20 protein-coding genes and 1 riboswitch are annotated in these 23,280 nt (G+C 41.4%); of the genes, 7 read left to right on the top strand and 13 right to left on the bottom strand.

All coding sequences use genetic code 11. The features are described from left to right. Window positions 1-6 precede the first annotated feature (6 nt). From K8L98_RS24545 to K8L98_RS24530, 4 genes are all read right to left on the bottom strand, one after another. Window positions 7-1,950: an ABC transporter permease gene (locus tag K8L98_RS24545; protein WP_223438780.1), complete on the bottom strand. Its 1,944-nt coding sequence runs from the start codon at window positions 1,948-1,950 to the stop codon at window positions 7-9. Then, the gene (locus K8L98_RS24540) at window positions 1,940-2,701 is read right to left on the bottom strand and encodes an ABC transporter ATP-binding protein (protein WP_223438779.1); all 762 of its coding nucleotides are present in this window, start codon (window positions 2,699-2,701) and stop codon (window positions 1,940-1,942) included. Before K8L98_RS24540 ends, K8L98_RS24545 begins: the two co-directional genes overlap by 11 nt. Before the next feature lie 101 nt (window positions 2,702-2,802). Beyond that, a complete protein-coding gene (locus K8L98_RS24535) occupies window positions 2,803-3,807 on the bottom strand; it encodes a sensor histidine kinase (RefSeq protein ID WP_223438778.1) in 1,005 nt (334 codons plus the stop codon). Further along, window positions 3,804-4,493: a response regulator transcription factor gene (locus tag K8L98_RS24530; RefSeq protein WP_223438777.1), complete on the bottom strand. Its 690-nt coding sequence runs from the start codon at window positions 4,491-4,493 to the stop codon at window positions 3,804-3,806. Before K8L98_RS24530 ends, K8L98_RS24535 begins: the two co-directional genes overlap by 4 nt. A gap of 164 nt (window positions 4,494-4,657) precedes the next feature. Next, window positions 4,658-4,762: riboswitch (SAM riboswitch) on the top strand. 80 nt (window positions 4,763-4,842) lie between these two features. Here K8L98_RS24530 and mmuP point away from each other — a divergent pair. Beyond that, window positions 4,843-6,246: an S-methylmethionine permease gene (gene mmuP / locus K8L98_RS24525; RefSeq protein ID WP_223438776.1), complete on the top strand. Its 1,404-nt coding sequence runs from the start codon at window positions 4,843-4,845 to the stop codon at window positions 6,244-6,246. Further along, complete coding sequence (gene mmuM / locus K8L98_RS24520) at window positions 6,221-7,195, top strand: homocysteine S-methyltransferase (RefSeq protein WP_223438775.1); 975 nt, start codon at window positions 6,221-6,223, stop codon at window positions 7,193-7,195. The genes mmuP and mmuM overlap by 26 nt, the downstream gene beginning before the upstream one ends. A gap of 880 nt (window positions 7,196-8,075) precedes the next feature. On the opposite strand, the gene K8L98_RS24515 is transcribed toward mmuM, so the two are convergent. Together K8L98_RS24515 and K8L98_RS24510 are read right to left on the bottom strand one after the other, a co-directional pair. Then, window positions 8,076-9,284, bottom strand: coding sequence for an MFS transporter (locus K8L98_RS24515; RefSeq protein WP_223438774.1), 1,209 nt, complete (start codon window positions 9,282-9,284; stop codon window positions 8,076-8,078). 12 nt (window positions 9,285-9,296) lie between these two features. Continuing rightward, complete coding sequence (locus K8L98_RS24510; protein WP_223438773.1) at window positions 9,297-9,647, bottom strand: MarR family winged helix-turn-helix transcriptional regulator; 351 nt, start codon at window positions 9,645-9,647, stop codon at window positions 9,297-9,299. Window positions 9,648-9,916: 269 nt separating this feature from the next. Between K8L98_RS24510 and htpG the strand changes: the two genes are divergently transcribed. Continuing rightward, window positions 9,917-11,797, top strand: a complete 1,881-nt coding sequence (gene htpG / locus K8L98_RS24505) for a molecular chaperone HtpG (protein WP_223438772.1) — start codon at window positions 9,917-9,919, stop codon at window positions 11,795-11,797. 68 nt (window positions 11,798-11,865) lie between these two features. Here the strand turns inward: htpG and K8L98_RS24500 are convergent, their stop codons facing one another. Genes K8L98_RS24500 through K8L98_RS24485 form a run of 4 tightly spaced genes read right to left on the bottom strand, consistent with a single transcriptional unit; the run spans window position 11,866 to window position 15,640 of the window. Beyond that, window positions 11,866-12,939: an ABC transporter substrate-binding protein gene (locus K8L98_RS24500; RefSeq protein WP_223438771.1), complete on the bottom strand. Its 1,074-nt coding sequence runs from the start codon at window positions 12,937-12,939 to the stop codon at window positions 11,866-11,868. Further along, window positions 12,936-13,739 carry an ABC transporter permease gene (locus K8L98_RS24495; protein ID WP_223438770.1) on the bottom strand — a complete coding sequence of 268 codons (804 nt, stop codon included), beginning with the start codon at window positions 13,737-13,739 and terminating at the stop codon, window positions 12,936-12,938. Before K8L98_RS24495 ends, K8L98_RS24500 begins: the two co-directional genes overlap by 4 nt. Before the next feature lies 1 nt (window position 13,740). Then, on the bottom strand, window positions 13,741-14,544 hold the full coding sequence (locus K8L98_RS24490; RefSeq protein ID WP_223438769.1) for an ABC transporter permease: 804 nt from the start codon (window positions 14,542-14,544) through the stop codon (window positions 13,741-13,743). Further along, window positions 14,534-15,640 carry an ABC transporter ATP-binding protein gene (locus K8L98_RS24485; RefSeq protein ID WP_223438768.1) on the bottom strand — a complete coding sequence of 369 codons (1,107 nt, stop codon included), beginning with the start codon at window positions 15,638-15,640 and terminating at the stop codon, window positions 14,534-14,536. Before K8L98_RS24485 ends, K8L98_RS24490 begins: the two co-directional genes overlap by 11 nt. Window positions 15,641-15,916: 276 nt before the next feature. Here K8L98_RS24485 and K8L98_RS24480 point away from each other — a divergent pair, with 276 nt between their 5' ends. Beyond that, entirely contained in the window at window positions 15,917-16,756 is an 840-nt protein-coding gene (locus K8L98_RS24480; RefSeq protein ID WP_223438767.1) for a peptidoglycan-binding domain-containing protein, read from the top strand. 69 nt (window positions 16,757-16,825) lie between these two features. Here K8L98_RS24480 and pepT read toward each other — a convergent pair whose 3' ends face one another. Both pepT and K8L98_RS24470 read right to left on the bottom strand, forming a co-directional pair. Next, a complete protein-coding gene (gene pepT / locus K8L98_RS24475) occupies window positions 16,826-18,061 on the bottom strand; it encodes a peptidase T (protein ID WP_223438766.1) in 1,236 nt (411 codons plus the stop codon). A gap of 16 nt (window positions 18,062-18,077) precedes the next feature. Further along, the gene (locus tag K8L98_RS24470; RefSeq protein WP_223438765.1) at window positions 18,078-19,025 is read right to left on the bottom strand and encodes a Gfo/Idh/MocA family protein; all 948 of its coding nucleotides are present in this window, start codon (window positions 19,023-19,025) and stop codon (window positions 18,078-18,080) included. A gap of 199 nt (window positions 19,026-19,224) precedes the next feature. On the opposite strand from K8L98_RS24470, the gene K8L98_RS24465 reads away from it, so the two are divergent. Then, entirely contained in the window at window positions 19,225-19,833 is a 609-nt protein-coding gene (locus K8L98_RS24465) for a DNA-3-methyladenine glycosylase (protein ID WP_223438764.1), read from the top strand. 100 nt (window positions 19,834-19,933) lie between these two features. Here K8L98_RS24465 and K8L98_RS24460 read toward each other — a convergent pair whose 3' ends face one another. Continuing rightward, window positions 19,934-20,191, bottom strand: coding sequence for a zinc ribbon domain-containing protein (locus tag K8L98_RS24460; protein WP_223438763.1), 258 nt, complete (start codon window positions 20,189-20,191; stop codon window positions 19,934-19,936). Window positions 20,192-20,387: 196 nt separating this feature from the next. Between K8L98_RS24460 and K8L98_RS24455 the strand changes: the two genes are divergently transcribed. Further along, entirely contained in the window at window positions 20,388-21,080 is a 693-nt protein-coding gene (locus tag K8L98_RS24455) for a response regulator transcription factor (RefSeq protein WP_223438762.1), read from the top strand. Then, on the top strand, window positions 21,058-23,274 hold the full coding sequence (locus tag K8L98_RS24450) for a sensor histidine kinase (protein WP_223438761.1): 2,217 nt from the start codon (window positions 21,058-21,060) through the stop codon (window positions 23,272-23,274). Before K8L98_RS24455 ends, K8L98_RS24450 begins: the two co-directional genes overlap by 23 nt. Window positions 23,275-23,280 lie beyond the last annotated feature (6 nt).

Raw genomic sequence — 23,280 nt, 5'->3', positions numbered from 1 at the left:
TGCATTTTACAAAGCTTCTTTAATCACCTTCTTATAATAAAGCACAGAAAGCACCCCGAAAATCGAATACAATCCAGTGTATAACACCATAACAATAATCATCGGAGTCCAAACCTCAGCTCCAAATAAAAACCAGCCCGATTGTACGGCAAAATAGCTGTGTAATAACCCGATCACTAAAGGAATTCCAAAACTGAAGAGCTGTTTAGCCTGTATGCCTTTCAGCAAGTCTCCCTGTGTAAAGCCAAGTTTACGCAAGATGGTGTAATTCGGTTTTTCCTCTTCGCTCTCGCCCATTTGTTTAAAGTAAAGAATGCATCCGGATGTGACCAAAAATGACAGCCCAAGGAAGCCGACAATAAACATGGTCATCCCTATGTTGCGCTTCTGGCTGTTCAGAACTTCAAGCTGGGAATCGTTTGGGCTGTTTTCGCCAAGTTTTAAGGACGTGAAAATGGTATTGGCTTCTTTTAATTCGCCCTGATCCGCTATTTCAACTGCAATATAAGTAGATGTCGGCAGCTGAACATCAGGATCCACATCCTTTTTCAGCTGCTTAAAGACCGAATCATCGACAATGGCTGTCGGCATTCCGCCGGCTGTAAAATAAAAGGACACGGGAGAATCTTTTTCCATTCCCAAGTACGTTTGCTTAATGCTTGTTGTTTTCCCAAGCAGCGTAACAGTTCCATTATCATCAAGCGGCATAAATTTTTGGAGCAGATCGCTGTAGCCTGTGAAGATCGTTTCGTCCTTTGAAAGATTTTTCCCTGCGGATTTTTCACTGATGACAGGCAGAGTCATCTTGCTGGGATCAAATTTCACTCCTTCAAGTTTGGCACTGAAAATGTCGCTGATATCCACTTCAGCCATGAATACATCAATTCGTTCATCCTCATACGCTATCCCAGCAGATTCCAGAGATTTTTCAAACTGTGCAGCATCTTCGCTTTCAGTAAAGGAAAAGTCAGCGGGTACTTGATTTTGTGCGGTTTTTTCTGCCGAGTAATAAGAGATGTAGCTCAGGGACAGCAATCCAATCGCCAGTGCCGAGACGGTCGTAATGATTGTCAGCAGCAGGGCATTTGATTTCATCCGGAACATGATGGATGAAAGAGACAGAACCTCGCCAACCTTCAAATAGCCATCTTTTTTCTTTCTGATGAGATGGAAAATAAAGCTGACGGACCCTTTGTAAAAAAGATAGGTTCCAAGGATGACAGAACCAAGAATAAACAGCATGGCGCCATATAAAGCTATCATGGATTTAAAGTCTCCTCCAAAAAGCTTAGAGGAAATATAATACCCGGCCGCAATCATAATGATGCCCAAAATGCCAATGGCCATTTCGAAAAAGGACATCTTTTTTACTTTCTCTTCTGCTGATGAGAGCACCCTGAACAGTGAGAGGATGCTCTGTCTTTTAATAAACAGATAGTTTATCAGCATGATGAGAAGGTAAATGACGATAAAGACAATCAGTGTCTGAATGAACGCCTGGGTGGAAAAGTGGAGTTTAGCTACGTCATCCACGCCAGTAATTTTGAATAAGATCATCATCACCAGTTTTGATGCCGCAAATCCTGTGAAAATACCAAGGACTAAAGATCCAAAGTACAGCAGAAAGTTTTCTGCCGTTAAAATGCGGAAAATCTTATGCTTTGTCATGCCGATCAGCTGAAACAGCCCAATCTCTTTGCTGCGGCGTTTAATGAAAATGTTATTGGCGTAGAGCAAAAAGATCGTCACGATGGCAATCAGCAGGACAGATGCAGCCCGGATGGCGGCGCCGCCTTTGATAGAACCCTTTACCGCGTCCATGGAAGGATCATACTGCAGAGTGACAAAAGCAAAATAAAGCGCAACGCTGAAAATGAGGGCAAAAATATAGAGAAAGTAGTTCTTTATATTTTTTTTCAGGTTTTTTATGATCAGTTGATTAACGTTCATCCTGAACACCGCCAAGAACGCCTTGCGTTTTCATGATGTCTTTAAAGAAAGCCTGTCTTGTTTGCTCCCCTTTGTTCAATTGTGTGTAGATTTGTCCGTCTTTTATAAAGATGACTCTGCTGCAGTAGCTTGCCGCAGCAGGATCATGCGTGACCATGACAATGGTAGCTTTTCTTTTTTCATTAAGTTCGGTCAACTTATTCAGCAGGTCAGCAGCGGATTTAGAATCAAGCGCGCCTGTTGGTTCATCGGCAAAAATGATGCTTGGCTCATGAATAAAGGCACGTGCTGCAGAAGTACGCTGCTTCTGTCCCCCGGAAATTTCATTCGGATACTTATCTTTTAACTCGTAGATGCCGAGCTCATTTGCTAATGCATGAAATTTCTGATCCGCTTCTTTTTTAGGAACCTTTGAAATGGAAAGCGGCAGCAGAATATTTTCTTTTACTGTCAGTGTGTCCAGAAGGTTATAATCCTGAAAAATAAATCCGAGATGATGCTTTCTGAATTCAGCAAGCTCCTTTTCCTTCATGCCCGTCATTTCTTTGTGTTCAATTTGGATGGTCCCGCCGCTCACTTTATCAATTGAAGAAAGAACATTCAGCAGCGTTGTTTTCCCTGAGCCGGACGCACCCATAATGCTGACAAATTCGCCTTCTTGTATCGTAAGGTCAATTCCTTTAAGGACTTCCTGTTTATTCAATTTATTTCCGTAGCTTTTATGGAGCTTTGATGCTTCTAATATCGCCATACTTGCTTCCTCCTCTTAATTCGATAGCTTAATTATAAAAAGAAGAAAGGTCCTTTTCCTTTTATTGTGCGAACAAAATAGAAAAGCATGTGACATTCTTGTCACACGCTAATGACGGCTGCAAAGTCATTTCTTTTTGGGAAAATTAACGTAAATGCTGTTTCTGTGTGGATAATAGACTGTACGTGAATATCAATCAGCAGCGGTATAGCTGCTTTTTTAGCCAGATACAGCCCCATTCCTGTAGCAGCATGATCATGATGGTTTATGGTCGATGTGAAGCCTTTATCGAATATGCGGGGCAGGTCCTTTGGATCAATGCCCCGGCCGGAGTCTTTCACCTGAACTCTTACTTGATCATCCTGCTTCCAGCATTTTATGATAATGTCAGACGCCACGCTGTATTTCACTGCATTCGTTAAGATTTGTCTAATAATAAAGGCAAGCCATTTCGCATCACTAAGGACTTCCTTTTGATCAAGCTGAATGTCAAAACCAATCCCTTTTTGAATACACCATGCCTGAAGTGTTTTAATTTCACTGAAAATCACGCTTTCCAAATCAACCGTTTCAATGTATAAATCATTTTCAATAAACGGAATTCGTTTTTGATGCAGCTGCTGGTCAAGCAAAAGGTGAATCCGCAGCCACTCATACGTCAAATGAGTTTTCATCACATCGTCTTCCATGCGTTCGATCATTAAATGCATGGCAGTGAGCGGGGTCTTCACTTCATGAATCCACGATAACAGTTCATCTTTTTCCTGTTCAAGCGAAATTCTGTTGTGCAAAGCATCTTTTTTCAGGGACTGCGCCTGTTCGCTGAGCGTCTTTTCAACCAATTGTTCAAACGGGCTTTCCGGAGCTGGAATGCTTGATATATCAAGGTTGTTTTCCCGATCTGCCAGACTTTTATAAAAAGCAGTTTCTTTGTTGTACCGAACAGATAAGAAGATAATAAAAGCGATCATGGAAAGAAAAACAATATACAGGACTGACTGCACTGGAATGGCTGAGTCAATGAAAGCGATAAATAGAATAAAAAAATGAATGATAATAAAGAACAGAATCCAGCTCCGGCGCTCTTTTAAGAAACGGAGAATCATACCATTTCCTCTTCTGCCGCAAGATATCCCTGGCCTACTTTTGTCTCAATAAATTGACCAAGACCAATTTCATCCAGCCGTTTTCGCAGGCGATTGACATTCACTGTTAACGTATTATCGCTTATGAAGCGTCTATCATCCCACAGGCTGTTCATGAGCTTGTCCCTGCTGACAATTTTGTTTTTTTGTTCAATCAATAGTTTAAGAATGAACATTTCATTCTTTGTCAGTTCAACGGAACCGGTTTCGTTCGTAACCGTATTTCGCTCATAATCAACCGCAGCATTGCACCATGTTTTCAGACTTACTTGCTCTGTATTGTAGTTATAAACACGGCGGAGAATGGCCTGGATTTTAGCAATCAGCACATCAAAGTGAAAGGGCTTTTGAACAAAATCATCAGCACCAAGCTGCATAGACATGACCATATCAGTCGGATGATCCCGCGAGGAGAGAAAAATGATCGGCACATTCGAATGCGACCGGATCATCCGGCACCAATGAAAGCCGTCAAACTTCGGCAGCTGAATATCAATGATGACCAAATCTGGCTTTACGGCTGAGAATTCCTGCATGACTTTATTAAAATCTGTAATGCCATAAACATCATAAGACCACTGATTTAATCGTTCTTTGATTTCATTAAACAGGGTTAAATCATCTTCAATTAATAGAAGTTTAAACATGAGTTTCACCACACTATAAGGTTTCTTTTACAATTATTGTATAGGAAAACAATTCTGTGTGCTATAGATGGGCTTGACAAGATGTCAGAATACATAAGTGAACGGAATATTCATACTAATCTTGACATTGATTCAATAGATTGCTATTGTAGTAAAAAAATAATTTCTTATCCAGAGAGGTGGAGGGACTGGCCCTTTGAAACCTCAGCAGCAGGTCTATTAAGATACTGTGCTAACTCCAGCGGGTGAATTGACCTGATAGATAAGCGTGCCTTTTATTTGTCAGTAACGCACTCTTTTTAAAGAGTGCGTTTTTCATTTTTTTGGATGTGAAAAAAGGGGAGTAAAAATGGAAGCTAAGCAGCAATTTCAAAGGAAAATGCAATCTCGTCATTTAGTCATGTTATCTCTTGGAGGTGTAATTGGGACAGGTTTATTCTTAAGCACGGGTTATACGATTCAACAGGCAGGAGCGTTTGGGACGATCCTGTCGTATCTTGTGGGTGCCCTGGTCGTTTATCTCGTTATGCTTTGTTTGGGGGAATTAGCCGTCCATATGCCGGAGACAGGCGCTTTTCATAGCTATGCCGCTAAATATATTGGTCCAGGGACAGGATATACTGTAGCCTGGCTGTATTGGCTGACTTGGACGGTTGCGTTAGGTTCAGAATTCACGGCAGCGGGGCTGCTGATGCAGAGGTGGTTTCCATCTATTAACGTCTGGATTTGGAGTGCGGTGTTTGCGTTGATAATCTTTGCATTAAATGCTGTGACGGTTAAGTTTTTCGCGGAATCTGAATTTTGGTTTGCAGCGATTAAAGTCGCTGCCATAGTGATTTTTATTCTTTTGGGTGGAGCAGCAATTGTAGGTTTTATTCCTCTGACGGATTCCAATTCAGCTCCGTTCTTTACGAATCTCACAAATGAAGGATTATTTCCAAATGGTGCATTTGCCGTTATTATGACGATGCTTGCTGTGAATTTTGCCTATTCGGGAACGGAATTAATAGGGGTTGCAGCTGGAGAAACAGTCAATCCGGAAAAAACAATTCCAATGGCGATTCGGACAACATTATGGAGATTGATTATCTTTTTTGTTGGAACCATTGTTGTTTTATCTGCACTGCTGCCTGCATCAGATTCAGGAGTTTTAAAAAGCCCCTTTGTTTCTGTATTTGAACGAATCGGTATTCCTTATGCAGCAGATATCATGAATTTCGTGATCTTAACAGCCATTTTGTCTGCAGCAAACTCAGGCCTGTATGCTGCTTCCAGAATGCTCTGGTCACTTTCAGATAAGAAAACCATATCACCTATTTTTGCAAGAGTGTCAAAGCGCGGTGTGCCTATATATGCAGTGATTTTCAGTATGCTTGGCGGCACCCTGGCTTTGTTCTCAAGTGTTATTGCGCCAGATACAGTATATATAGTTCTTGTCTCCATTTCAGGTTTAGCCGTGGTTGCCGTATGGATGAGTATTAGCGTGTCACAGTTTTTCTTTCGCAGACAATATATAAAACAAGGACATTCGATAAAGGACCTGGTTTACCGGACACCTTTCTATCCCCTGGTGCCGATTGCATCTTTTGTGCTGTGTTTAGCATCTTTGGTTGGAATCGCATTTGATCCTGCACAGCGAATTGCCCTCTATTGCGGCATTTCATTTATTTTGTTTTGCTATGGAAGCTATTATGCAACACATTTTATTAAGAAAAGAGGAGAAGGATATGCAGCAGAAACTCAATCCAATTGAAACCATTTTAAGTGACTATTCCGTCATGATCCTTGATGGGGCACTTGCTACAGAACTCGAGCAGCATGGCTGTGATTTAGACGATCCCCTTTGGTCTGCCCGAATATTACTGGAAAACCCCGAAGCGATTTATCAGGTTCATTCAGACTATTTCCGTGCGGGAGCGGACTGTGCAATTACGGCCAGCTATCAAGCAACAATCGATGGTTTCTTGAAGCGGGGAATCGAAGAAGAAGAAGCTGTGCAATTAATAAAAAAAACAGTGGTGATTGCAAGAAAAGCAAGAGATGATTTTTGGAAGGAAGAAATGGAAGCTATTAGACCAAAGCCATTGGTTGCGGCATCAATCGGTCCCTATGGCGCCTATCTTGCAGACGGTTCGGAGTATACAGGCAACTATGGGGTTACGGATGAGGCTTTAAAAGATTTTCATCGTCCCAGAATGTCAGCATTGATTGAAGCAGGTGCTGATATACTGGCATTTGAAACCATTCCTTCTCTTCAAGAAGCAAAAGTATTACGTTCTTTATTGAATGAATTTCCCTATACATATGCATGGCTATCCTTTTCCTTGAAAAATGAGAAAGCGATTAGTGATGGCACTTTGCTCGAGGTGTGTGCAAATACCTTCGGGGACGACGGGCAAATAGCTGCAATTGGGATCAACTGTGCACCACTGGAATTAGTGAATGAAGCCATAAAAGTGATCAGCAGCCATACAAAAAACCCGGTTATTGTTTACCCGAATTCTGGAGAAGCCTACAATCCAGACACTAAAACATGGCATGGCCAGAAATCTTGTCTTGAACTGGATCATCTATCAGAAGACTGGTTCAAGTCAGGTGCCCGCTTAATAGGAGGCTGCTGCCGAACATCACCTCACCATATTGAAAAGATTTCAAAAAAATGGCGGACTAGTGAAAATGTCGTATCCGAGTCTGGGATTTAATAGAATTTGGGGAAGCATGGGGGTCTATGAGTATCCAAGTCTGGGGTTTTGTAGAATTTGGGGAAGCATAAGTGGTCTATGAGTATCCAAGTCTGGGGTTTAGTAGAATTTTGGGAAGCATAGAGGGTCAATGAGTATCCAAGTCTGGGGTTTAGTGGAATTTGGGGAAGCATAGAGGGTCTATGAGTATCCAAGTATGGGGTTTAGTAGAATTTGGGGAAGCATAGAGGGTCAATGAGTATCCAAGTCTGGGGTTTAGTAGAATTTGGGGAAGCATAGAGGGTCAATGAGTATCCAAGTCTGGGTTTTTGTAGAATTTGGGGAAGCATAGGTGGTCTATGAGTATCCAAGTCTGGGGTTTAGTAGAATTTGGGGAAGCATAGGGGGTCTATGAGTATCCAGGTCTGGAATTTTGTAGATTTTGGGGAAGCATAAGGGGTCTATGAGTATCCAAGTCTGGGTTTATGTAGAATTTGGGGAAGCATAGAGGGTCTATGAGTATCCAAGTCTGGGGTTTTGTAGAATTTGGGGAAGCATAGAGGGTCAATGAGTATCCAAGTCTGGGGTTTAGTAGAATTTGGGGAAGCATAAGGGGTCTATGAGTATCCAAGTATGGGGTTTAGTAGAATTTTGGGAAGCATAGAGGGTCAATGAGTATCCAAGTCTGGGGTTTAGTAGAATTTGGGGAAGCATAAGGGGTCAATGAGTATCCAAGTCTGGGGTTTAGTAGAATTTGGGGAAGCATAGAGGGTCTATGAGTATCCAAGTCAGGGATTATGTAGAATTTGGGAAACATAGGGGGTCTTTGAGCATTCTGAAATTTAATAGATTCAAAGAAAAAGGACATCCCCATTTGGGATGTCCTCTTTCTGCCGGCTCATCAAGCTGATGCAGAAGCATTAACTTTTGCCCATGCCGCACTTTCCCTCTTCCCGTGCAAGAAGTAGTAAAGAACAGAACTGGCAAAGACTAATACGCCTAATATCACATACAAGGTACTGTATCCTGTCACCGGAATGACAAATCCAAGCAGATAAGGTCCGAACCCTAAACCTGCATCAAGAAAGATAAAGAAAGTCGAAGTGGCAAGACCCATACGGTGAGGAGGCGTTAATTTAACGGCAATCGCCTGTGTCGCCGACTGCATGTTTCCAAATCCAAGGCCGATCAAAACACCAGAAAGCAAGAAAATGAAGCTAGTGCTTGCCGTGCTCAAAAGGAACATCCCAGCTCCAAATAAGAGGAAGGCAGGATACATAATGAAATTTGCCCCTTTTTTGTCCATTAAGCGGCCGGTAAAAGGGCGTGATGCCAATACAGCTGCCGCATAGACGATGAAAAAGAAGCTTGCTGTGCTGACAAGATGAATGTCCTTCGCATAGAAGTTAATAAAGGACAAAACACTTGAATAGCAAAACGCCGCTGCAAGTGTAATAAATGCAATCGGCAAAGCACTTGGCTCTACAAAATTTGAAAGTTTGAATCCTCGTACTTCTGATTTTTTTACTGAACTATCAAGCGGGGGCACATACAAGAAAAAGGCAATGATTAAACTGATGAAGCCTAATGCAACGCAGAAGGTAAAGATAGTTTGAAAGCTTGCGTGCTGGCTCAAGTACAGCCCGATAAAAGGACCGATGGCTGTTGCAAGAGTTGCACTCATACTGTAGTACCCGATGCCTTCCCCTTTTCGCGAAGCGGGAATAATCTGTGCTACTATTGTGCCTGTTGCTGTACTGGCCATACCCAGTGTAATTCCATGAACAAGGCGGTTGAAAAGAAGGAAGCCAAGGCCAAATTCAAAGAAATAAAAGGCTGTTGTCAGGGTAAACAGGATAAGCCCTGTATACAGGATCTTTTTACGGCTGAAAGTTACAATGAGTCTTCCTATTAAAAGCCGGCCAATCAGTGCACCTATAATAAAAATCCCGGTTACAAGTCCCGCCTCACTCGTAGAGGCGCTGTATTCATCCACTGCAAAAACAGCAATAGTCACCATTAACAAGTAAAAGATTAATGTTAAGAAAAAATTGATGGACGACACGACAATAAAGTCTTTCGTCCATAATTTGGATGTTGTCTGATTCATGTTTTTGCCCCCTTACTCTCTAATATTGTTCCGAATATCTCCCATGATCCGGATTACCTCAAGCTGTTCTTCTTCTGAAATACCTTTTAAAATTTCCTGCTCATATTCATCGATTGTTACGCGAACAACCCCGTATACCTTTCTCCCAAGGTCCGTAAGCTGCATTCTCTTTTCGCGCTTATCCTTGCCGGGTATATGCTCTACATATCCCAGTTCCTCAAGGCGGCTGATGGTTCTTGTAACGGTAGGCTTTTCAACACTTTGATAATCAGCAAGTTCAACAAGCGTAGCTGTTCCGTAATTCCATAAATAATGCAAAACAGACCATTGAGCTCTGTATAAATCATGTTTGGCAAGCTCCATATTCAGTCTGTTTTCAAAAGGACGGTATAACAGCAGAAGCTGCTGAAAAAACTTTTGATATGTTTTTATAGGAAACACCTCATTAAATAAATAGTTACCCTAGATAACAGTTACTCTAGGTAACTAATATAACAAAAACAACAGTGTTTGTCTACCAGCTGAAATCCCGAAGATGGATATTGACACAAAACGGGAATATATGTTATTTAATAAGTGGTTAGCACTCTCATAAAAAGAGTGCTAAAAAGCAGGTTGAAAGGAGAATGACAATGGAAAAAATGCAGTTCAAAGCGGAGTCTAAAAGACTATTGGAAATGATGATTAACTCAATTTACTCTCAAAAAGAAATCTTTTTAAGAGAGCTGATTTCAAATGCTAGTGATGCGATTGATAAAATTTATTACAAAGCTTTAACAGACGACAGCCTATCATTTGACCAGAACCATTACTACATAAAAGTTAAGGCAGACAAGGAAAATAGAACATTAACAATCTCAGATACTGGGATTGGGATGACAAAAGAAGAACTTGAGAACAACCTTGGAATTATTGCAAAAAGCGGCTCTCTTGCTTTTAAAAGTGAAAACGAGCTGAAAGATGGCCATGACATTATCGGTCAATTTGGAGTTGGTTTTTACTCAGCCTTCATGGTAGCAGACGCTATCACTGTTACAACGAAAACAATCGGCAGCGAAGATGCCTACAGATGGCATTCTGGGGGAGCAGACGGCTATACGATTGAGCTTGGTGAGAAGGAAGAGGTCGGAACGGAGATTGTTCTTAGCATCAAAGAAAACACAGAAGAAGATTCGTATGATGAATATTTAGAAGAATACCGGTTAAAAGCAATCATTAAAAAATACTCTGATTTCATCCGCTACCCAATTAAGATGGACGTAACGGAGAGAAAAAGCAAAGAAGACAGCGAAACAGAGTTTGAAGAGGTTCTGGAAGAACAGACAATCAACAGCATGGTTCCGATTTGGAGAAAGAATAAAAATGAGCTCACTTCGGAAGATTACGAGAATTTTTATGCAGAAAAACGTTATGGGTTTGATAAACCGTTAAAACATATCCATATCAGTGTGGACGGTGCCGTCAGATACAACGCAATTCTATATATCCCTGAGCAGATTCCGTATGATTACTACTCTAAAGAGTTTGAAAAGGGTCTAGAGCTTTACTCTAATGGTGTGTTAATCATGGAAAAATGCTCAGACCTGCTACCTGACTATTTCAGTTTTGTAAAAGGAATGGTAGATTCTGAGGATTTATCTCTTAACATTTCAAGAGAAATCCTCCAGCATGACCGCCAGCTGAAGCTGATTGCAAAAAATATCAAAAATAAAATTAAGAGCCAGCTGCAAAGCTTATTAAAAGATGAGAGAGAAAAGTATGAAACATTCTATAACTCTTTCGGAAGACAGCTGAAATATGGCGTTTACAGTGATTTTGGTGCAAATAAAGAAGATCTTCAGAACCTGCTCATGTTCTATTCATCAAAAGAGAAAAAGCTGATCACTCTTGATGAATATGTTTCAAGCATGCCTGAAGATCAAAAGTACATTTACTATGCTGCAGGAGAAAGCTATGACCGGATTGAAAAGCTTCCGCAGACAGAGGTTGTGGCTGATAAAGGCTATGATATCTTATATTTCACGGATGAAGTGGATGAATTTGCGATCAGAATGCTGATGAACTACCAGGAAAAAGAGTTCAAATCGATTTCTAGCGGCGATTTAGGAATAGAAGCAGGCGAGAATGAAAAGGGTGCAGAATCAGAAGAGAAAGATAACAAAGACCTCTTTGAAGAGATGAAAACGATTCTTGCCGGCAAAGTGAAGGATGTAAGAATTTCTAAACGTCTCAAGTCTCATCCAGTCTGCATCGCAACTGAAGGTGAAGTGACGACGGAAATGGAAAAAATTCTGAAGGCAATGCCGAACAGCCAGAATATCCAGGCTGAAAAAATCCTTGAAATTAACCGAAATCATGAAGTATTTACTTCTTTAAAAGATTCCTTTGAAAAGGATAAAGAAAAATTAGCGCTTTATACAAACCTGTTATTTAATCAGGCGCTCCTGATCGAAGGATTGCCGATTGAAGATCCGGTAGAGTTTACGAATGATATCTGCAAAATAATGGTTTAAAAAGAAATAATGCTTAATAGCGCAAAAAAGTAGAAAAGGGAGTCCTGAAAACCAGGACTCCCTTTCTCTTATTTCGGATGCATCTTAAATTTCAAAAACAGCTCATTATAATAAGCCAAATTCTTTTTGCCAAGGTTCTCATACACTTCCAGTTTTTCCGTCAGCTCAGGCGGAGGATAGAAGCGCTCATCGTTTACCATTTCTTCAGGCATGTATTTTAAGGCTTCTTTGTTAGGTGTGGAGTAGCTGACATATTCGGTGTTTTCAGCGGCCACCTCAGCATCCAGCATGAAGTTGATGAACTGATGGGCAGCTTCCGCATTTTTGGCTGTTTTCGGGATAACCATGTTATCGAACCATAAGTTTGAGCCTTCCTCAGGAACGACATACTCCAGATCTTCATTTTCATACATGATCTCTGATGCAACCCCAGACCATACAAGCCCGATTGCCGCTTCCTGATTTTCAAGCAGCATCCGGCTCTCATCTCCAACAACTGCTTTGACATTTGGAGTGAGGGAATCAAGCTTTCGTTTTGCTTCCTCTAAATGATCCTTATTTGTATCGTTTAGAGAGTAGCCGAGGCTGTTCAGGCCCATTCCCATCACTTCTCTTGCCCCGTCAATCAGCAGGATTTCATTTCGCAGATCAGGATCCCAAAGGTCATTCCAGCTCGTGATTTTTTTTCCATCTATCATCGTTGGATTATAGACAATGCCGACAGTTCCCCAGAAATATGGAACGGAATATTTATTTTCAGGGTCGAATGGCAAATCCATAAACCGGTCATCAATATTTTTCAAGTTCGGAAGCTTTGAATGATCCAAAGGGATAAGCAAATCTTCCTGTCTCATTTTATCAATCATATATTCAGAAGGAACGGCAATATCATAAGTCGTTCCGCCCTGTTCAATCTTTGTCATCATCGCCTCATTAGAATCAAACGTCTCATAGATGACTTTAATGCCTGTTTCTTTTTCAAAGCGGTCAACCAGATCGGAATTGATGTAGTCTCCCCAGTTAAAGATCGTAAGCGTGTTGCCGCTTGAGTAGCCCTGTGAAGAGTTCAGCTCTGAAACAGCATACAAAAGGATGCCCGACACGAGAATAATCGCGAAGAAAACGCGGATCAGCTTCTTCATTTTCTTACCCCCAATCCGCTTTGCTTATTTCGCTGCGTGATGAAGTAGTAAACAATCACAAGCAGGACTGTGAAAAGGAAAAGCAGGGTCGATAAGGCGTTAATATTCAATGAGATTCCCCGGCGCGCAAGTGAATAGATTTCAACGGACAGCGTAGTGAATCCATTGCCGGTTACGAAAAAGGTAACAGCGAAATCATCAAGAGAGAACGTAAGAGCCATAAAGAATCCTGCAAAAATACCCGGTGTGATAAATGGCAAGGTCACTTTAGTCAGGACATTCCAGCTGCTTGCGCCAAGATCTCTTGCTGCATCAAGCAAGGTTGGACTCATCTCCATCAGTTTCGGCAGAACCATTAAGACAACAATCGGAACGCTGAATGCAATATGAGATAAGAGGACTGAATAAAATCCAAGCTTGATTCCTGCCATCGTAAACAGGATTAGAAACGAAGCGCCAATAATAACATCAGGGCTGACAATCAGCACATTATTTAATGAAAGCAATGTGTTTTTGGTTTGCCTGCTTTTAAAAGAATGAATGGCAAGTGCTCCAAGAACACCGATAATGGTGGAAATAAGTGCTGACAGCAAGGCGATAACGAGTGTGTTCAGCACGATGATCAGCAGCCTCGCATCTGTGAAAAGCTCCTTATACCAATCAAGCGTAAATCCTTCAAAGTTGTACATCGTACCGCCGCTGTTGAACGAATAAAACACAAGGAAAAAAATTGGCGTATATAGGATGAGAAAGATCAAAATTAAAAAGATCCTGGATAGAGGGGATATTTTCTTATCCAACTTACATACCCCGCTTTCGATTTCCGGTAAGGAAGATAATCAGAAACATAAAAATAATCAAAAAGACAGCAATGGTCGACCCCATACCCCAGTCCTGAGTCACAAGGAAATGCTGTTCAATCGCAGTGCCGAGTGTGATCACTCTGTTTCCCGCAATCAGTCTTGTCAGCATGAACAGGGAAAGAGCGGGTATAAAGACCAGCTGGCAGCCAGCTTTAACGCCATCAATCGTAAGCGGGAAAATGACTCTGCGGAAGGCGGTCCAGCTTGATGCGCCCAAATCACGCGCTGCATCCAGCAGGGTTGGATTTAATTCATTCAGTGAATTGAATATAGGCAAAATCATAAATGGAATAAAGATATAAACCGATACAAAAATGAAACTGAAATCGGTGAACAATAACTGCTGCGAGCCAATGCCGATTGCTTCTAAAAAGCTGTTAGCAACACCGTACGTACCAAAAATGCCAAGAAAAGCATAGGCTTTTAACAATAAATTAATCCAGGAAGGGACAATAATCAGCAGCAGCCAAAGGTGCTTATGCTTTGTATAAGTCAGCAAATAAGCAGTTGGGTATGCAATAAGCAGGGAAAGAGCTGTAATCAAAAAAGCATACCAAAATGAACTCAAGGTCATTTTCATGTAGACCGGTGTGAAGAAGTTCTGATAATTGGCAAGCGAGAAGTTTCCTTCAATATCAATAAAAGAATAATAGAGAACTAGAACAATCGGTGCAATAACAAAGAGAGCAATCCAAAGAGCATAGGGAATCATATACAAATTTCGGGTCAGCTTATTTTCCATGCTCTTCTCCATCTGCATAGGCTTCTAAACGTCTGTCAAATTCCTCTTCGGTCTCACCGAATCTCATAACATGTATCGCTTCCGGGTCAAAATAAAGGCCGATCTCATCTCCGACAGTGGCTTTCTTTGTGGAATGCACGAGCCATTCGTTTCCATCCTTGTCATAGCTGCTGATTTCATAATGAACACCGCGGAACAATTGGGAATCAACGCGTACTTGGAGTTTTCCCCGTTCCAAAGAAGTGATTTCCAAATCTTCAGGACGAATGACGATCTCTATAGGTTCATTTGGGTTCAGACCCTGATCAACACACTCAAATTGTCTGCCGGTGAATTCTACAAGGTAATCCTCAAGCATGGTCCCTTTTACAATATTGGATTCGCCAATAAAGTCAGCAACAAAGCGGTTAATAGGCTCATCATATATATCAGTCGGAGTCCCGCTTTGCTGTATTTTTCCTTTGTCCAGAACGAAAATTTCATCTGACATCGCGAGTGCTTCTTCCTGGTCGTGGGTAACAAAGATAAAGGTAATGCCCAGACGCTGCTGAAGTTCGCGCAGTTCGTACTGCATTTCAGTGCGAAGCTTTAAGTCCAGGGCTGACAATGGTTCATCAAGAAGAATCACTTCCGGCTCATTGACAATCGCACGTGCAATTGCGACCCGCTGGCGCTGGCCTCCGGACATTTCCCGAATTTCCCTTTTTTCATATCCATCAAGGTTTACAAAGCTTAAGGCTTCTTTTACTTTCGATTCAATATCCCGATTATTCATTTTTTTAATGCGCAGTCCAAATGCAACATTTTCAAAAACATTCAAGTGAGGAAACAGTGCATAATCCTGAAACACCGTATTTACTTGGCGTTTGTTAGCAGGAACATCGTTTATTTTTTTTCCGTTAAAAAGAATTTCTCCCTCAGAAGCTTCAGTAAATCCGGCAATCAGCCGAAGAATAGTTGTCTTGCCGCAGCCTGAAGGACCAAGAAGTGTATAAAATTTGCCGCGCTCGATTTCAAAACTGACATGATTGAGGACAGCAGGATCATTGTCATATTGTTTTGTAACCTGCTTAAACTGAATAATTGTGTTTGTCATATCATTCTCCCTCTTAGTTTGCTCGGATTTGAACAAAGAAATATTTACAGAAAACGGCCAATTTTGCCATATTTATCATGAATAATTATACATGAAAGAATGCCGAAATACGAAAAAAATATCAATGGTTCTTATGTCATTATGTTCGGATTAATAAGAGATCCAAGAGATATTTTTAATAGTGGTTTGAATAAAATTCTTCATTTTCATGTGTAGAAAAATGATATTGGGAATAGTAAAGATCGTCACAATTTATATAAAGGAAGGTGTTTAGTTATGTTCAAGAAAAATTCGCATGTTAGAAAAGCAATCAGCACTATTATTTTGGCCATGGTCCTTTTATTTGGTATGCCATTAGCAGGTTCTGCCGTTGGAAAAGGAGCAAATGGTTCAGATGTATCAGTCATTCAGGGAATGCTGAAATCAGTCGGCAGCTATTCCGGGAAAATCACAGGAAAATATGACAATCTAACCGTACAGGGAGTGAGGTATTTTCAGAAAAAACATGGTCTTCCTGTTACAGGTTCTGTTGATGAAAGAACGTTTCAGTCTATTCTTTATGCTTATGCCAAGGTAAAAAATCTCTCAAACGGCGGCGGTAAAGGAGCAGGCCAAGGTGGCGGAGCAGGTGAAGGCGGAGGCCAGGGTGAAGGAGCAGGTGAAGGCGGAGGCCAGGGTGAAGGAGCAGGTGAAGGCGGAGGCCAAGGTGAAGGAGCAGGTCAAGGCGGAGGCCAAGGTGAAGGAGCAGGTGAAGGCGGAGGCCAGGGTGAAGGAGCAGGTGAAGGCGGAGGCCAGGGTGAAGGAGCAGGTGAAGGCGGAGGCCAAGGTGAAGGAGCAGGTCAAGGCGGAGGCCAGGGTGAAGAAAAAGAAATAGAAGAAGGGGACGAGGCTGAAGAACAAGGTGAAGAGAAAGAGATAGAAGATGAGAAGGATCAGGAAAAAGGCGAAGAGAAAAAGATAGAAGATAAGAAGGATCTGGAAAAAGGCGAAGAGAAAAAGATAGAAAATGAGAAGGATCTGGAAAAAGGTGAAGAGAAAAAGATAGAAGATGAGAAGGATCAAGAAAAAGGTGAAGGAAAAGAAATAGAAGACGGGGAAGAAAACGGCAAAAATTAATTCCCTACCTTATTGAATGCCAAAACGCTTTGGATTTTCATCCAAAGCGTTTCCTATTTATCAAATCAGTCAACTGTGTTTTTCTTCAAACAGTCTGGCAATCTCTACAATAACCTGTGTTGCTTTCAGCATATTATCAACGGAAATATATTCGAACTTGCCGTGGAAATTCTCTCCGCCTGTAAAAATATTCGGGGTAGGAAGGCCCATATAGGAGAGCTGGGATCCATCAGTGCCGCCGCGGATTGGTTCAACAATTGGCTGAATGTCCAGGTTTTCCATCGCTTTGAATGCAATGTCGACGATCTGTTTAACAGGCTCGATTTTTTCACGCATATTGTAATACTGATCATGCATCTCAAGGACGATGCGTTCGCTTCCGTATTTCTCCTTCAATTCATCAACAGCACCGGCCATCATTTGTTTTTTCTGCTGGAACTCTTCCTTATCAAAATCTCTGATAATGTAGCTTAGCTTCGTTTGCTCAACATCCCCGCTTATAGAAAGAAGATGGAAGAAGCCTTCATAGCCTTCTGTTAATTCAGGAGCTTGTTCAGCCGGCAGCTTGCTTTGCAGCTCCATTGCGATCTTAATGGAATTCACCATTTTTCCTTTAGCCGTTCCAGGGTGGATGTTGGTGCCTTTAATTGTAATGGAAGCCCCTGCCGCGCTGAAGCTTTCGTACTGGAGCTCTCCGAGAGGACCGCCGTCCACTGTGTAGGCGTATTTCGCACCAAAGGCAGCCACATCAAATTTATGTGGTCCGCGTCCGATTTCCTCATCAGGAGTAAAAGCCACTCTGATTTTGCCGTGTTTGATCTCAGGATGCCTGATCAAATAATCCATCGCTGTCATAATCTCAGCAATACCCGCTTTATTATCAGCTCCTAACAGAGTGGTGCCGTCTGTAGTTATAAGGGTATGACCTTGATAGTTTAGTAAATTGGGAAAGTCTTTTGGAGACAGAGTCACTTGTTCTGCTTCATTCAGCAGGATGTCCTGTCCGTCATAGTTTTCATGAACCTGCGGATTCACATTTTTCCCTGTAAAATCAGTTGCGGTATCAATGTGTGCCAAAAAGCCGATCGTTGGAACCTGCTTATCTGTATTGGATGGAAGAGTGGCCATCACATATCCAAATTCGTCCATGCTTACGTCCTCTAAGCCAATTGCTTTCAGTTCTTCTGCAAGTGTTCGTGCGAGTGTCAGCTGTCCTTCAGTGGAAGGACATGTTTCGCTGCCGTCATTAGATTGTGTGTCAATTATTACATAGGAAGTAAATCGTTCAATGATTTCATTTTTCATTTTTCATCAACCCTTCTTAGCCTCTTAATTTTTCTAAAATATTCTGTGCCTGATAGCCTGCCTCAAAATCAATAATCTCAGCTTTTTCGCCTTTAAGGGCTTTTACAAGCTCATCAATTAAAGAATTGGCAAGTGAACTGTCGGCATCAATCCTTTGAATAGGTTCGCCAAGCTTGCCGCCTTCAAGTGCCGACCAGTTCAGCAAGGATAGAGTTCCTTCTGTCCCATAAGCTGTAAATCGGATTTCTTCGGTTCCCGCAATCTGACTCATGCCATCGATAAAGACAGGCGTACCGTCTTGAAGCTCCATTTGAGCCAGAATGCCAATTTCAGAAGCAGTTGGATCTTCGGGATACTGAACCGATTTATTCAGAACATGAACAGGGCCAAAGATTTTTTGAATTTGCTGAATGAAGTGTACGCCGACTTCGAGGACAAAACCGCCTTGTTCACGGCTTGCTACCCAGTCATTTTGCTGCCACGGACGGGGCCATTCCGGGAAATGCATCTTTAGCTCAAGCCGTCTCAGCTTTCCAACATAGCCATCTTTTATGAGGGAAGCAAACGTTTTGCTTCCTGCACTATAGTTCAACGGAAAGTTCATTGCGTGGACGATTCCTTTTCCTTTTTCTTTTGCTTGTATGTAAAGACTTTCTGCTTCTTCCAAGGAGTTTGCCAAAGGTTTTTCACATAAGACATGCTTGCCCTTTGCAATCACATCCGTCACAATCCGATGATGAAATTTGGGTGGAACTGCTGCATACACAAGATCGATTTCTGCTTCTTCAAGCATTTTTTTATGGTCAGTAAATGAAGACACATTTCCAAGTCTTTCAGATGTTTCACGTGTAACTTCAGCATTCCGGTCACATATAGCTGAAATTATGATATCCGGATGGTCTGTAAAGTTCTTTATTAATCGCTGTCCGATTGCACCTAATCCGATAATGGCTGCCCTGATCATTTGACGTCCGCCTTTCTGAAAATAAAACTGATAATTAATTATATTAAGAAATTTGATGTATTCATAGTATCCATTCGAAAAAAGAGAAAGAGTGAAAATCCGTTTTATCTGGTATGCTGATAATTATGGAGTATAAAGTTTAGCTTGAATTAATTCCATTTGATATGATTTAAAGAGAAATCTTTAAAGAGGTGGAAACATGATTCATCAGCCTATTCATTCGTCCTTTTTTAATAAGCCTACACTGGAATTGGCCCAGGCTCTTCTCGGAAAAATTCTGGTAAAAGAAACAGCAGAAGGCATTGCTGCAGGAATAATTGTTGAAACGGAAGCCTATATCGGACCAGGGGATCAGGCTGCACACAGCTTCAATAACCGGCGGACGGCAAGAACTGAAGTCATGTTTGGACCTGCTGGCTATACTTATACATATGTCATGCACACACACTGCCTTGTAAATGTTGTAAGCGGAGTGATTGATTCTCCTGAAGCAATTTTAATTAGAGGTGTAGAGCCGGTTGAAGGGCTGAGATTGATGTATGAACGGCGAGGTCCGGTAAAAAGGGAGCAAGATCTCACAAATGGGCCCGGGAAACTGACGAAAGCATTGGGGATTGTAAAAGAAGATTATGGGCGTCCTTTATGGGAGTCGCCACTGTATATCGCCGAAGGCAGAGAACCTGAGCTTACATCTGCGGGACCGCGAATAGGAATCGACAACAGCGGAGAGGCAAGAGAATATCCATGGAGATTCTGGGTGAGCGGAAACCTGTTTGTATCGGGTACAAAGAGGAACAATTTCAGTTAAAAAAGCTGTCTCTAAGGAGGCAGCTTTTTATTATTATGAGATGAAAATAGTAAATGGCTTCAATCACCGCCGCAAATACCTCGGTCAATAAAAAGCATCTTTATTTCCAGCGTTCAAGCTTATGGATATTGCGTGTAAATAAACCAGCAAGAAATCCAGGAAAACCAAACTCCTTGATTTTACCCTTTACTTTTTCTTTCATCTCATCTGAAGTGATGTCTGGCATTGTAAAGGCTCCATTCTGGTAACAATGACTGCAATATTTATTGCTTTTAGTACCGTTTGCTTCTGTACCGCCTCCATGTTCATCTCTGGATAATGGCATACCGCAGCTCTGACAATTCTTATAAGTTTCCAAAGAAACATTCACCCCAAATCTTTTTTTACATTATCCCGTATTGTTAAAGAAAAGCATAGGCGATTCTTTCTTAGCTAATATAGGCTGTTTTCTTAAGAAATTCTTAAACATTCCACAGACAGAGTGTTAAGAATTTCCCATTAGAATGTAGATAATAACATGAAAACAGATATACTTTTGAAAGGAGCGTGAGAAAATGACAAATTATAACGTTTTAGTAGTGGATGATGATAAAGAAATTCGCGATGCGATTGAAATCTATTTAAAGAATGAAAACATAACTGTGATAAAAGCAAAAGACGGAATAGAAGCTCTTGAAAAACTGAATGAGCACTCTGTACATTTGATTCTACTGGATATTATGATGCCGCGCCTTGACGGCATTTCAACAACATTTAAAATCCGTGAGAAAAAAAACATTCCGATTATTATTCTGAGTGCTAAAAGTGAAGACACCGATAAGATACTCGGTCTGCAGGTCGGGGCAGATGACTATGTGACCAAACCGTTCAACCCCATGGAGCTGATTGCCAGAGTGAAATCACAGCTAAGACGGTATGTGACGCTTGGTACATACGAAGGTGTGAAAAAGACGGTAGATCTGAATGGTCTTACCCTTGATCAAACAGCTAAAGAAGTGACGGTGCACGGCGAGAACGTAAAACTTACCCGCATTGAATACAGCATTGTAGAGCTGCTGATGCTGAACGCCGGACGCGTGTTTTCCATCAGCGAAATCTATGAGCGGGTTTGGAATGAGCCTGGCTACAACGCCGAAAAAACCGTTGCCGTCCATATCCGAAAAATCAGAGAAAAAATAGAGATTGATCCTAAAAATCCGAGATATTTAAAGGTGGTATGGGGAATTGGGTACAAAATGGAAAAATAGTCTGACGTTCTTTCTGATCATGATGCTGCTGACTTACGGAATCAGCGGTCTGTTTTCAGGTGCTGCAAACGGTGACAGGTACTTATTTAAAAACTATTTTCAGTCTAACGAATTTCAAGAACGGCTAAACTACTTTACGAATCTTTTAAGCTTATATGAATTGAACGGCACGACAAAAGAAGAAGCTAAGGAAAAGATAAGCGTATCTGCAGAAGAAATCGAAGAACACCGCTACAGATACGGAAGTTTAACCGACCAGATTACGAACATAGAAAGTCAGTACGAAGAAGAAATTTTTGCTGCTAAGGAAAACGGAAACAGTGAAGTTGAAAAAGTGCTGACGGAAGAAAAGAATAAAAAAATAGCAGACATCACAATGAATTTTAAAGATGATGAGCATGTCCGAAAAAAGCTTATCGCAGAAAAAGAACAGAAAATCGATCAATTCTTTGAAGAAAACTATAAGTATCCTAAGTCTGAATATGAAGCAAATAAAAATCAGTTTGTTTATTACTTGAAAAGCATCGATTCAGAAGAAGTTCACACAAACTTGCAAATGTCTGAGAAAGATGATCCAAAGGAGTTTATCAATCAAAAAGACATGTACTATATTGAAAAATTTTCGGGATCAAGAGGCTATATCTATTCAACAGATGGGTTTCATTATTTTGGAAGCAGTGATATTACGGAGGATCTAACCAGAGGAGAGGAAACAAGATTCACCGGACAAATCGCCTTGTCAAAAAATGCACCGGCAGACAGCGAAACCATGATTGAATTCCGGGATTTTAATAAATCACAGGCTCTCTATTACGGACATTCCATCAGCGGACTTGCAGCCCTTTTCATCAGTGTATTTCTTCTAAGAAAACGTCCGCTGTTTGAACCCATTCTCAAAAGCAATTGGGCACAGGTGTACCTCCGCCTGCCTCTGGATGTGAAAATTCTCTTCACAGCCATTGCGCTTATCGGAAGCATCATCTGTATGTTCGGAGTGATCGATTATTATCCGTTCCGCTATGGATACGAATGGCTCTACGCTTTTATCTTTTTGGTTATTGGAACGCTGTTTATCTCAGCACTCATCGTTCAGGCTGTCCTTCTCATTCACTGCTTTAAAACAGAAGGCCATTTCAAGACTGAATGGAAAACAACGATTCTTTACAAGCTTGCGAAGGCGGTGGCAGACGCGTTTCTGATTCAGAAGGTAGGCATTCAGCTTTTGATTTTGCTAGGCATTGTTTTCTGCTTTGGGATGGGAGCGGCAGCAGTGATTGTAGAGGCCGCATTCCTGCTTATCTACATTCCTGCTTTTCTGGTTATTGGCCTTCCGGTTGTGCTGTTTATGTTTAAACGAATTGGCTATTTTAATAAAATTGTGGCGAACTCAAATGACATTATGCTGGGCAACCTTGAAACGGACCTGCCGGTTAAGGGGAAAACGGCCCTTGCGACACTTGCTTCGAATATGAATGCTCTGAAGCATGGCGTAAAAACTTCACATCAGAAGCAGGTAAAGAGTGAACGGCTTAAAACGGAGCTGATTACGAATGTCAGCCACGATTTGCGGACACCGCTTACTTCGATCATCAGCTATACGGAATTATTGAAAAATCCGAACCTGTCAGAAGAGGAACGAGATTCCTATGTGCAAATTGTCGACCGTAAATCACAGCGCCTGAAAATCCTGATTGATGATTTGTTTGAGGCTTCAAAAATGGCGAGCGGCAATATTGATCTAGTAAAACAAAAAGTAGATATTGCACAGCTTCTGCAGCAGGCGCTTGCTGAATATAATGAAGCAATCAGCCAGTCTTCCCTGCAATTCAGGGTGACTCATTCGGATGAACCTGTTTATGCAGTCGTAGATGGGCAAAAAATGTGGAGAGTGTTTGAAAATTTGATTGGCAACATCCTTAAGTATTCCTTAGAGAATACTAGAGTGTACCTTTCCGTTAAAAAAACCGGGGATCAAGTCCTCATCTCTTTTAAGAATGTAACGAAGTATGAGCTCAGTGAAAACACTGATGAGTTATTTGAACGGTTTAAACGCGGAGACTCATCACGTCATACCGAAGGCTCTGGACTGGGCCTGACAATTGCCAAATCAATTGTTGAACTTCATGGAGGCCGATTGGAGATTGAAGTGGATGGAGATTTATTTAAAGTAGCCATTCTATTGGACGCTAATTAAAAAACA

The sequence above is a fragment of the Metabacillus dongyingensis genome, from assembly GCF_019933155.2.
Lineage (GTDB): Bacteria > Bacillota > Bacilli > Bacillales > Bacillaceae > Bacillus_P > Bacillus_P dongyingensis.
The sequence above is the reverse complement of the archived record's forward strand: the minus strand, read 5'-3'. Positions and strand labels throughout refer to the sequence as shown.

Excerpts from the sequence above, each read along its gene's own strand:
- K8L98_RS24545 (WP_223438780.1), bottom strand. The coding sequence starts at position 1,950 with ATGAACGTTAATCAACTGATCATAAAAAACCTGAAAAAAAATATAAAG.
- K8L98_RS24540 (WP_223438779.1), bottom strand. The coding sequence starts at position 2,701 with ATGGCGATATTAGAAGCATCAAAGCTCCATAAAAGCTACGGAAATAAA.
- K8L98_RS24535 (WP_223438778.1), bottom strand. The coding sequence starts at position 3,807 with ATGATTCTCCGTTTCTTAAAAGAGCGCCGGAGCTGGATTCTGTTCTTT.
- K8L98_RS24530 (WP_223438777.1), bottom strand. The coding sequence starts at position 4,493 with ATGTTTAAACTTCTATTAATTGAAGATGATTTAACCCTGTTTAATGAA.
- mmuP (WP_223438776.1), top strand. The coding sequence starts at position 4,843 with ATGGAAGCTAAGCAGCAATTTCAAAGGAAAATGCAATCTCGTCATTTA.
- mmuM (WP_223438775.1), top strand. The coding sequence starts at position 6,221 with ATGCAGCAGAAACTCAATCCAATTGAAACCATTTTAAGTGACTATTCC.
- K8L98_RS24515 (WP_223438774.1), bottom strand. The coding sequence starts at position 9,284 with ATGAATCAGACAACATCCAAATTATGGACGAAAGACTTTATTGTCGTG.
- K8L98_RS24510 (WP_223438773.1), bottom strand. The coding sequence starts at position 9,647 with ATGGAGCTTGCCAAACATGATTTATACAGAGCTCAATGGTCTGTTTTG.
- htpG (WP_223438772.1), top strand. The coding sequence starts at position 9,917 with ATGGAAAAAATGCAGTTCAAAGCGGAGTCTAAAAGACTATTGGAAATG.
- K8L98_RS24500 (WP_223438771.1), bottom strand. The coding sequence starts at position 12,939 with ATGAAGAAGCTGATCCGCGTTTTCTTCGCGATTATTCTCGTGTCGGGC.
- K8L98_RS24490 (WP_223438769.1), bottom strand. The coding sequence starts at position 14,544 with ATGGAAAATAAGCTGACCCGAAATTTGTATATGATTCCCTATGCTCTT.
- K8L98_RS24485 (WP_223438768.1), bottom strand. The coding sequence starts at position 15,640 with ATGACAAACACAATTATTCAGTTTAAGCAGGTTACAAAACAATATGAC.
- K8L98_RS24480 (WP_223438767.1), top strand. The coding sequence starts at position 15,917 with ATGTTCAAGAAAAATTCGCATGTTAGAAAAGCAATCAGCACTATTATT.
- pepT (WP_223438766.1), bottom strand. The coding sequence starts at position 18,061 with ATGAAAAATGAAATCATTGAACGATTTACTTCCTATGTAATAATTGAC.
- K8L98_RS24470 (WP_223438765.1), bottom strand. The coding sequence starts at position 19,025 with ATGATCAGGGCAGCCATTATCGGATTAGGTGCAATCGGACAGCGATTA.
- K8L98_RS24465 (WP_223438764.1), top strand. The coding sequence starts at position 19,225 with ATGATTCATCAGCCTATTCATTCGTCCTTTTTTAATAAGCCTACACTG.
- K8L98_RS24455 (WP_223438762.1), top strand. The coding sequence starts at position 20,388 with ATGACAAATTATAACGTTTTAGTAGTGGATGATGATAAAGAAATTCGC.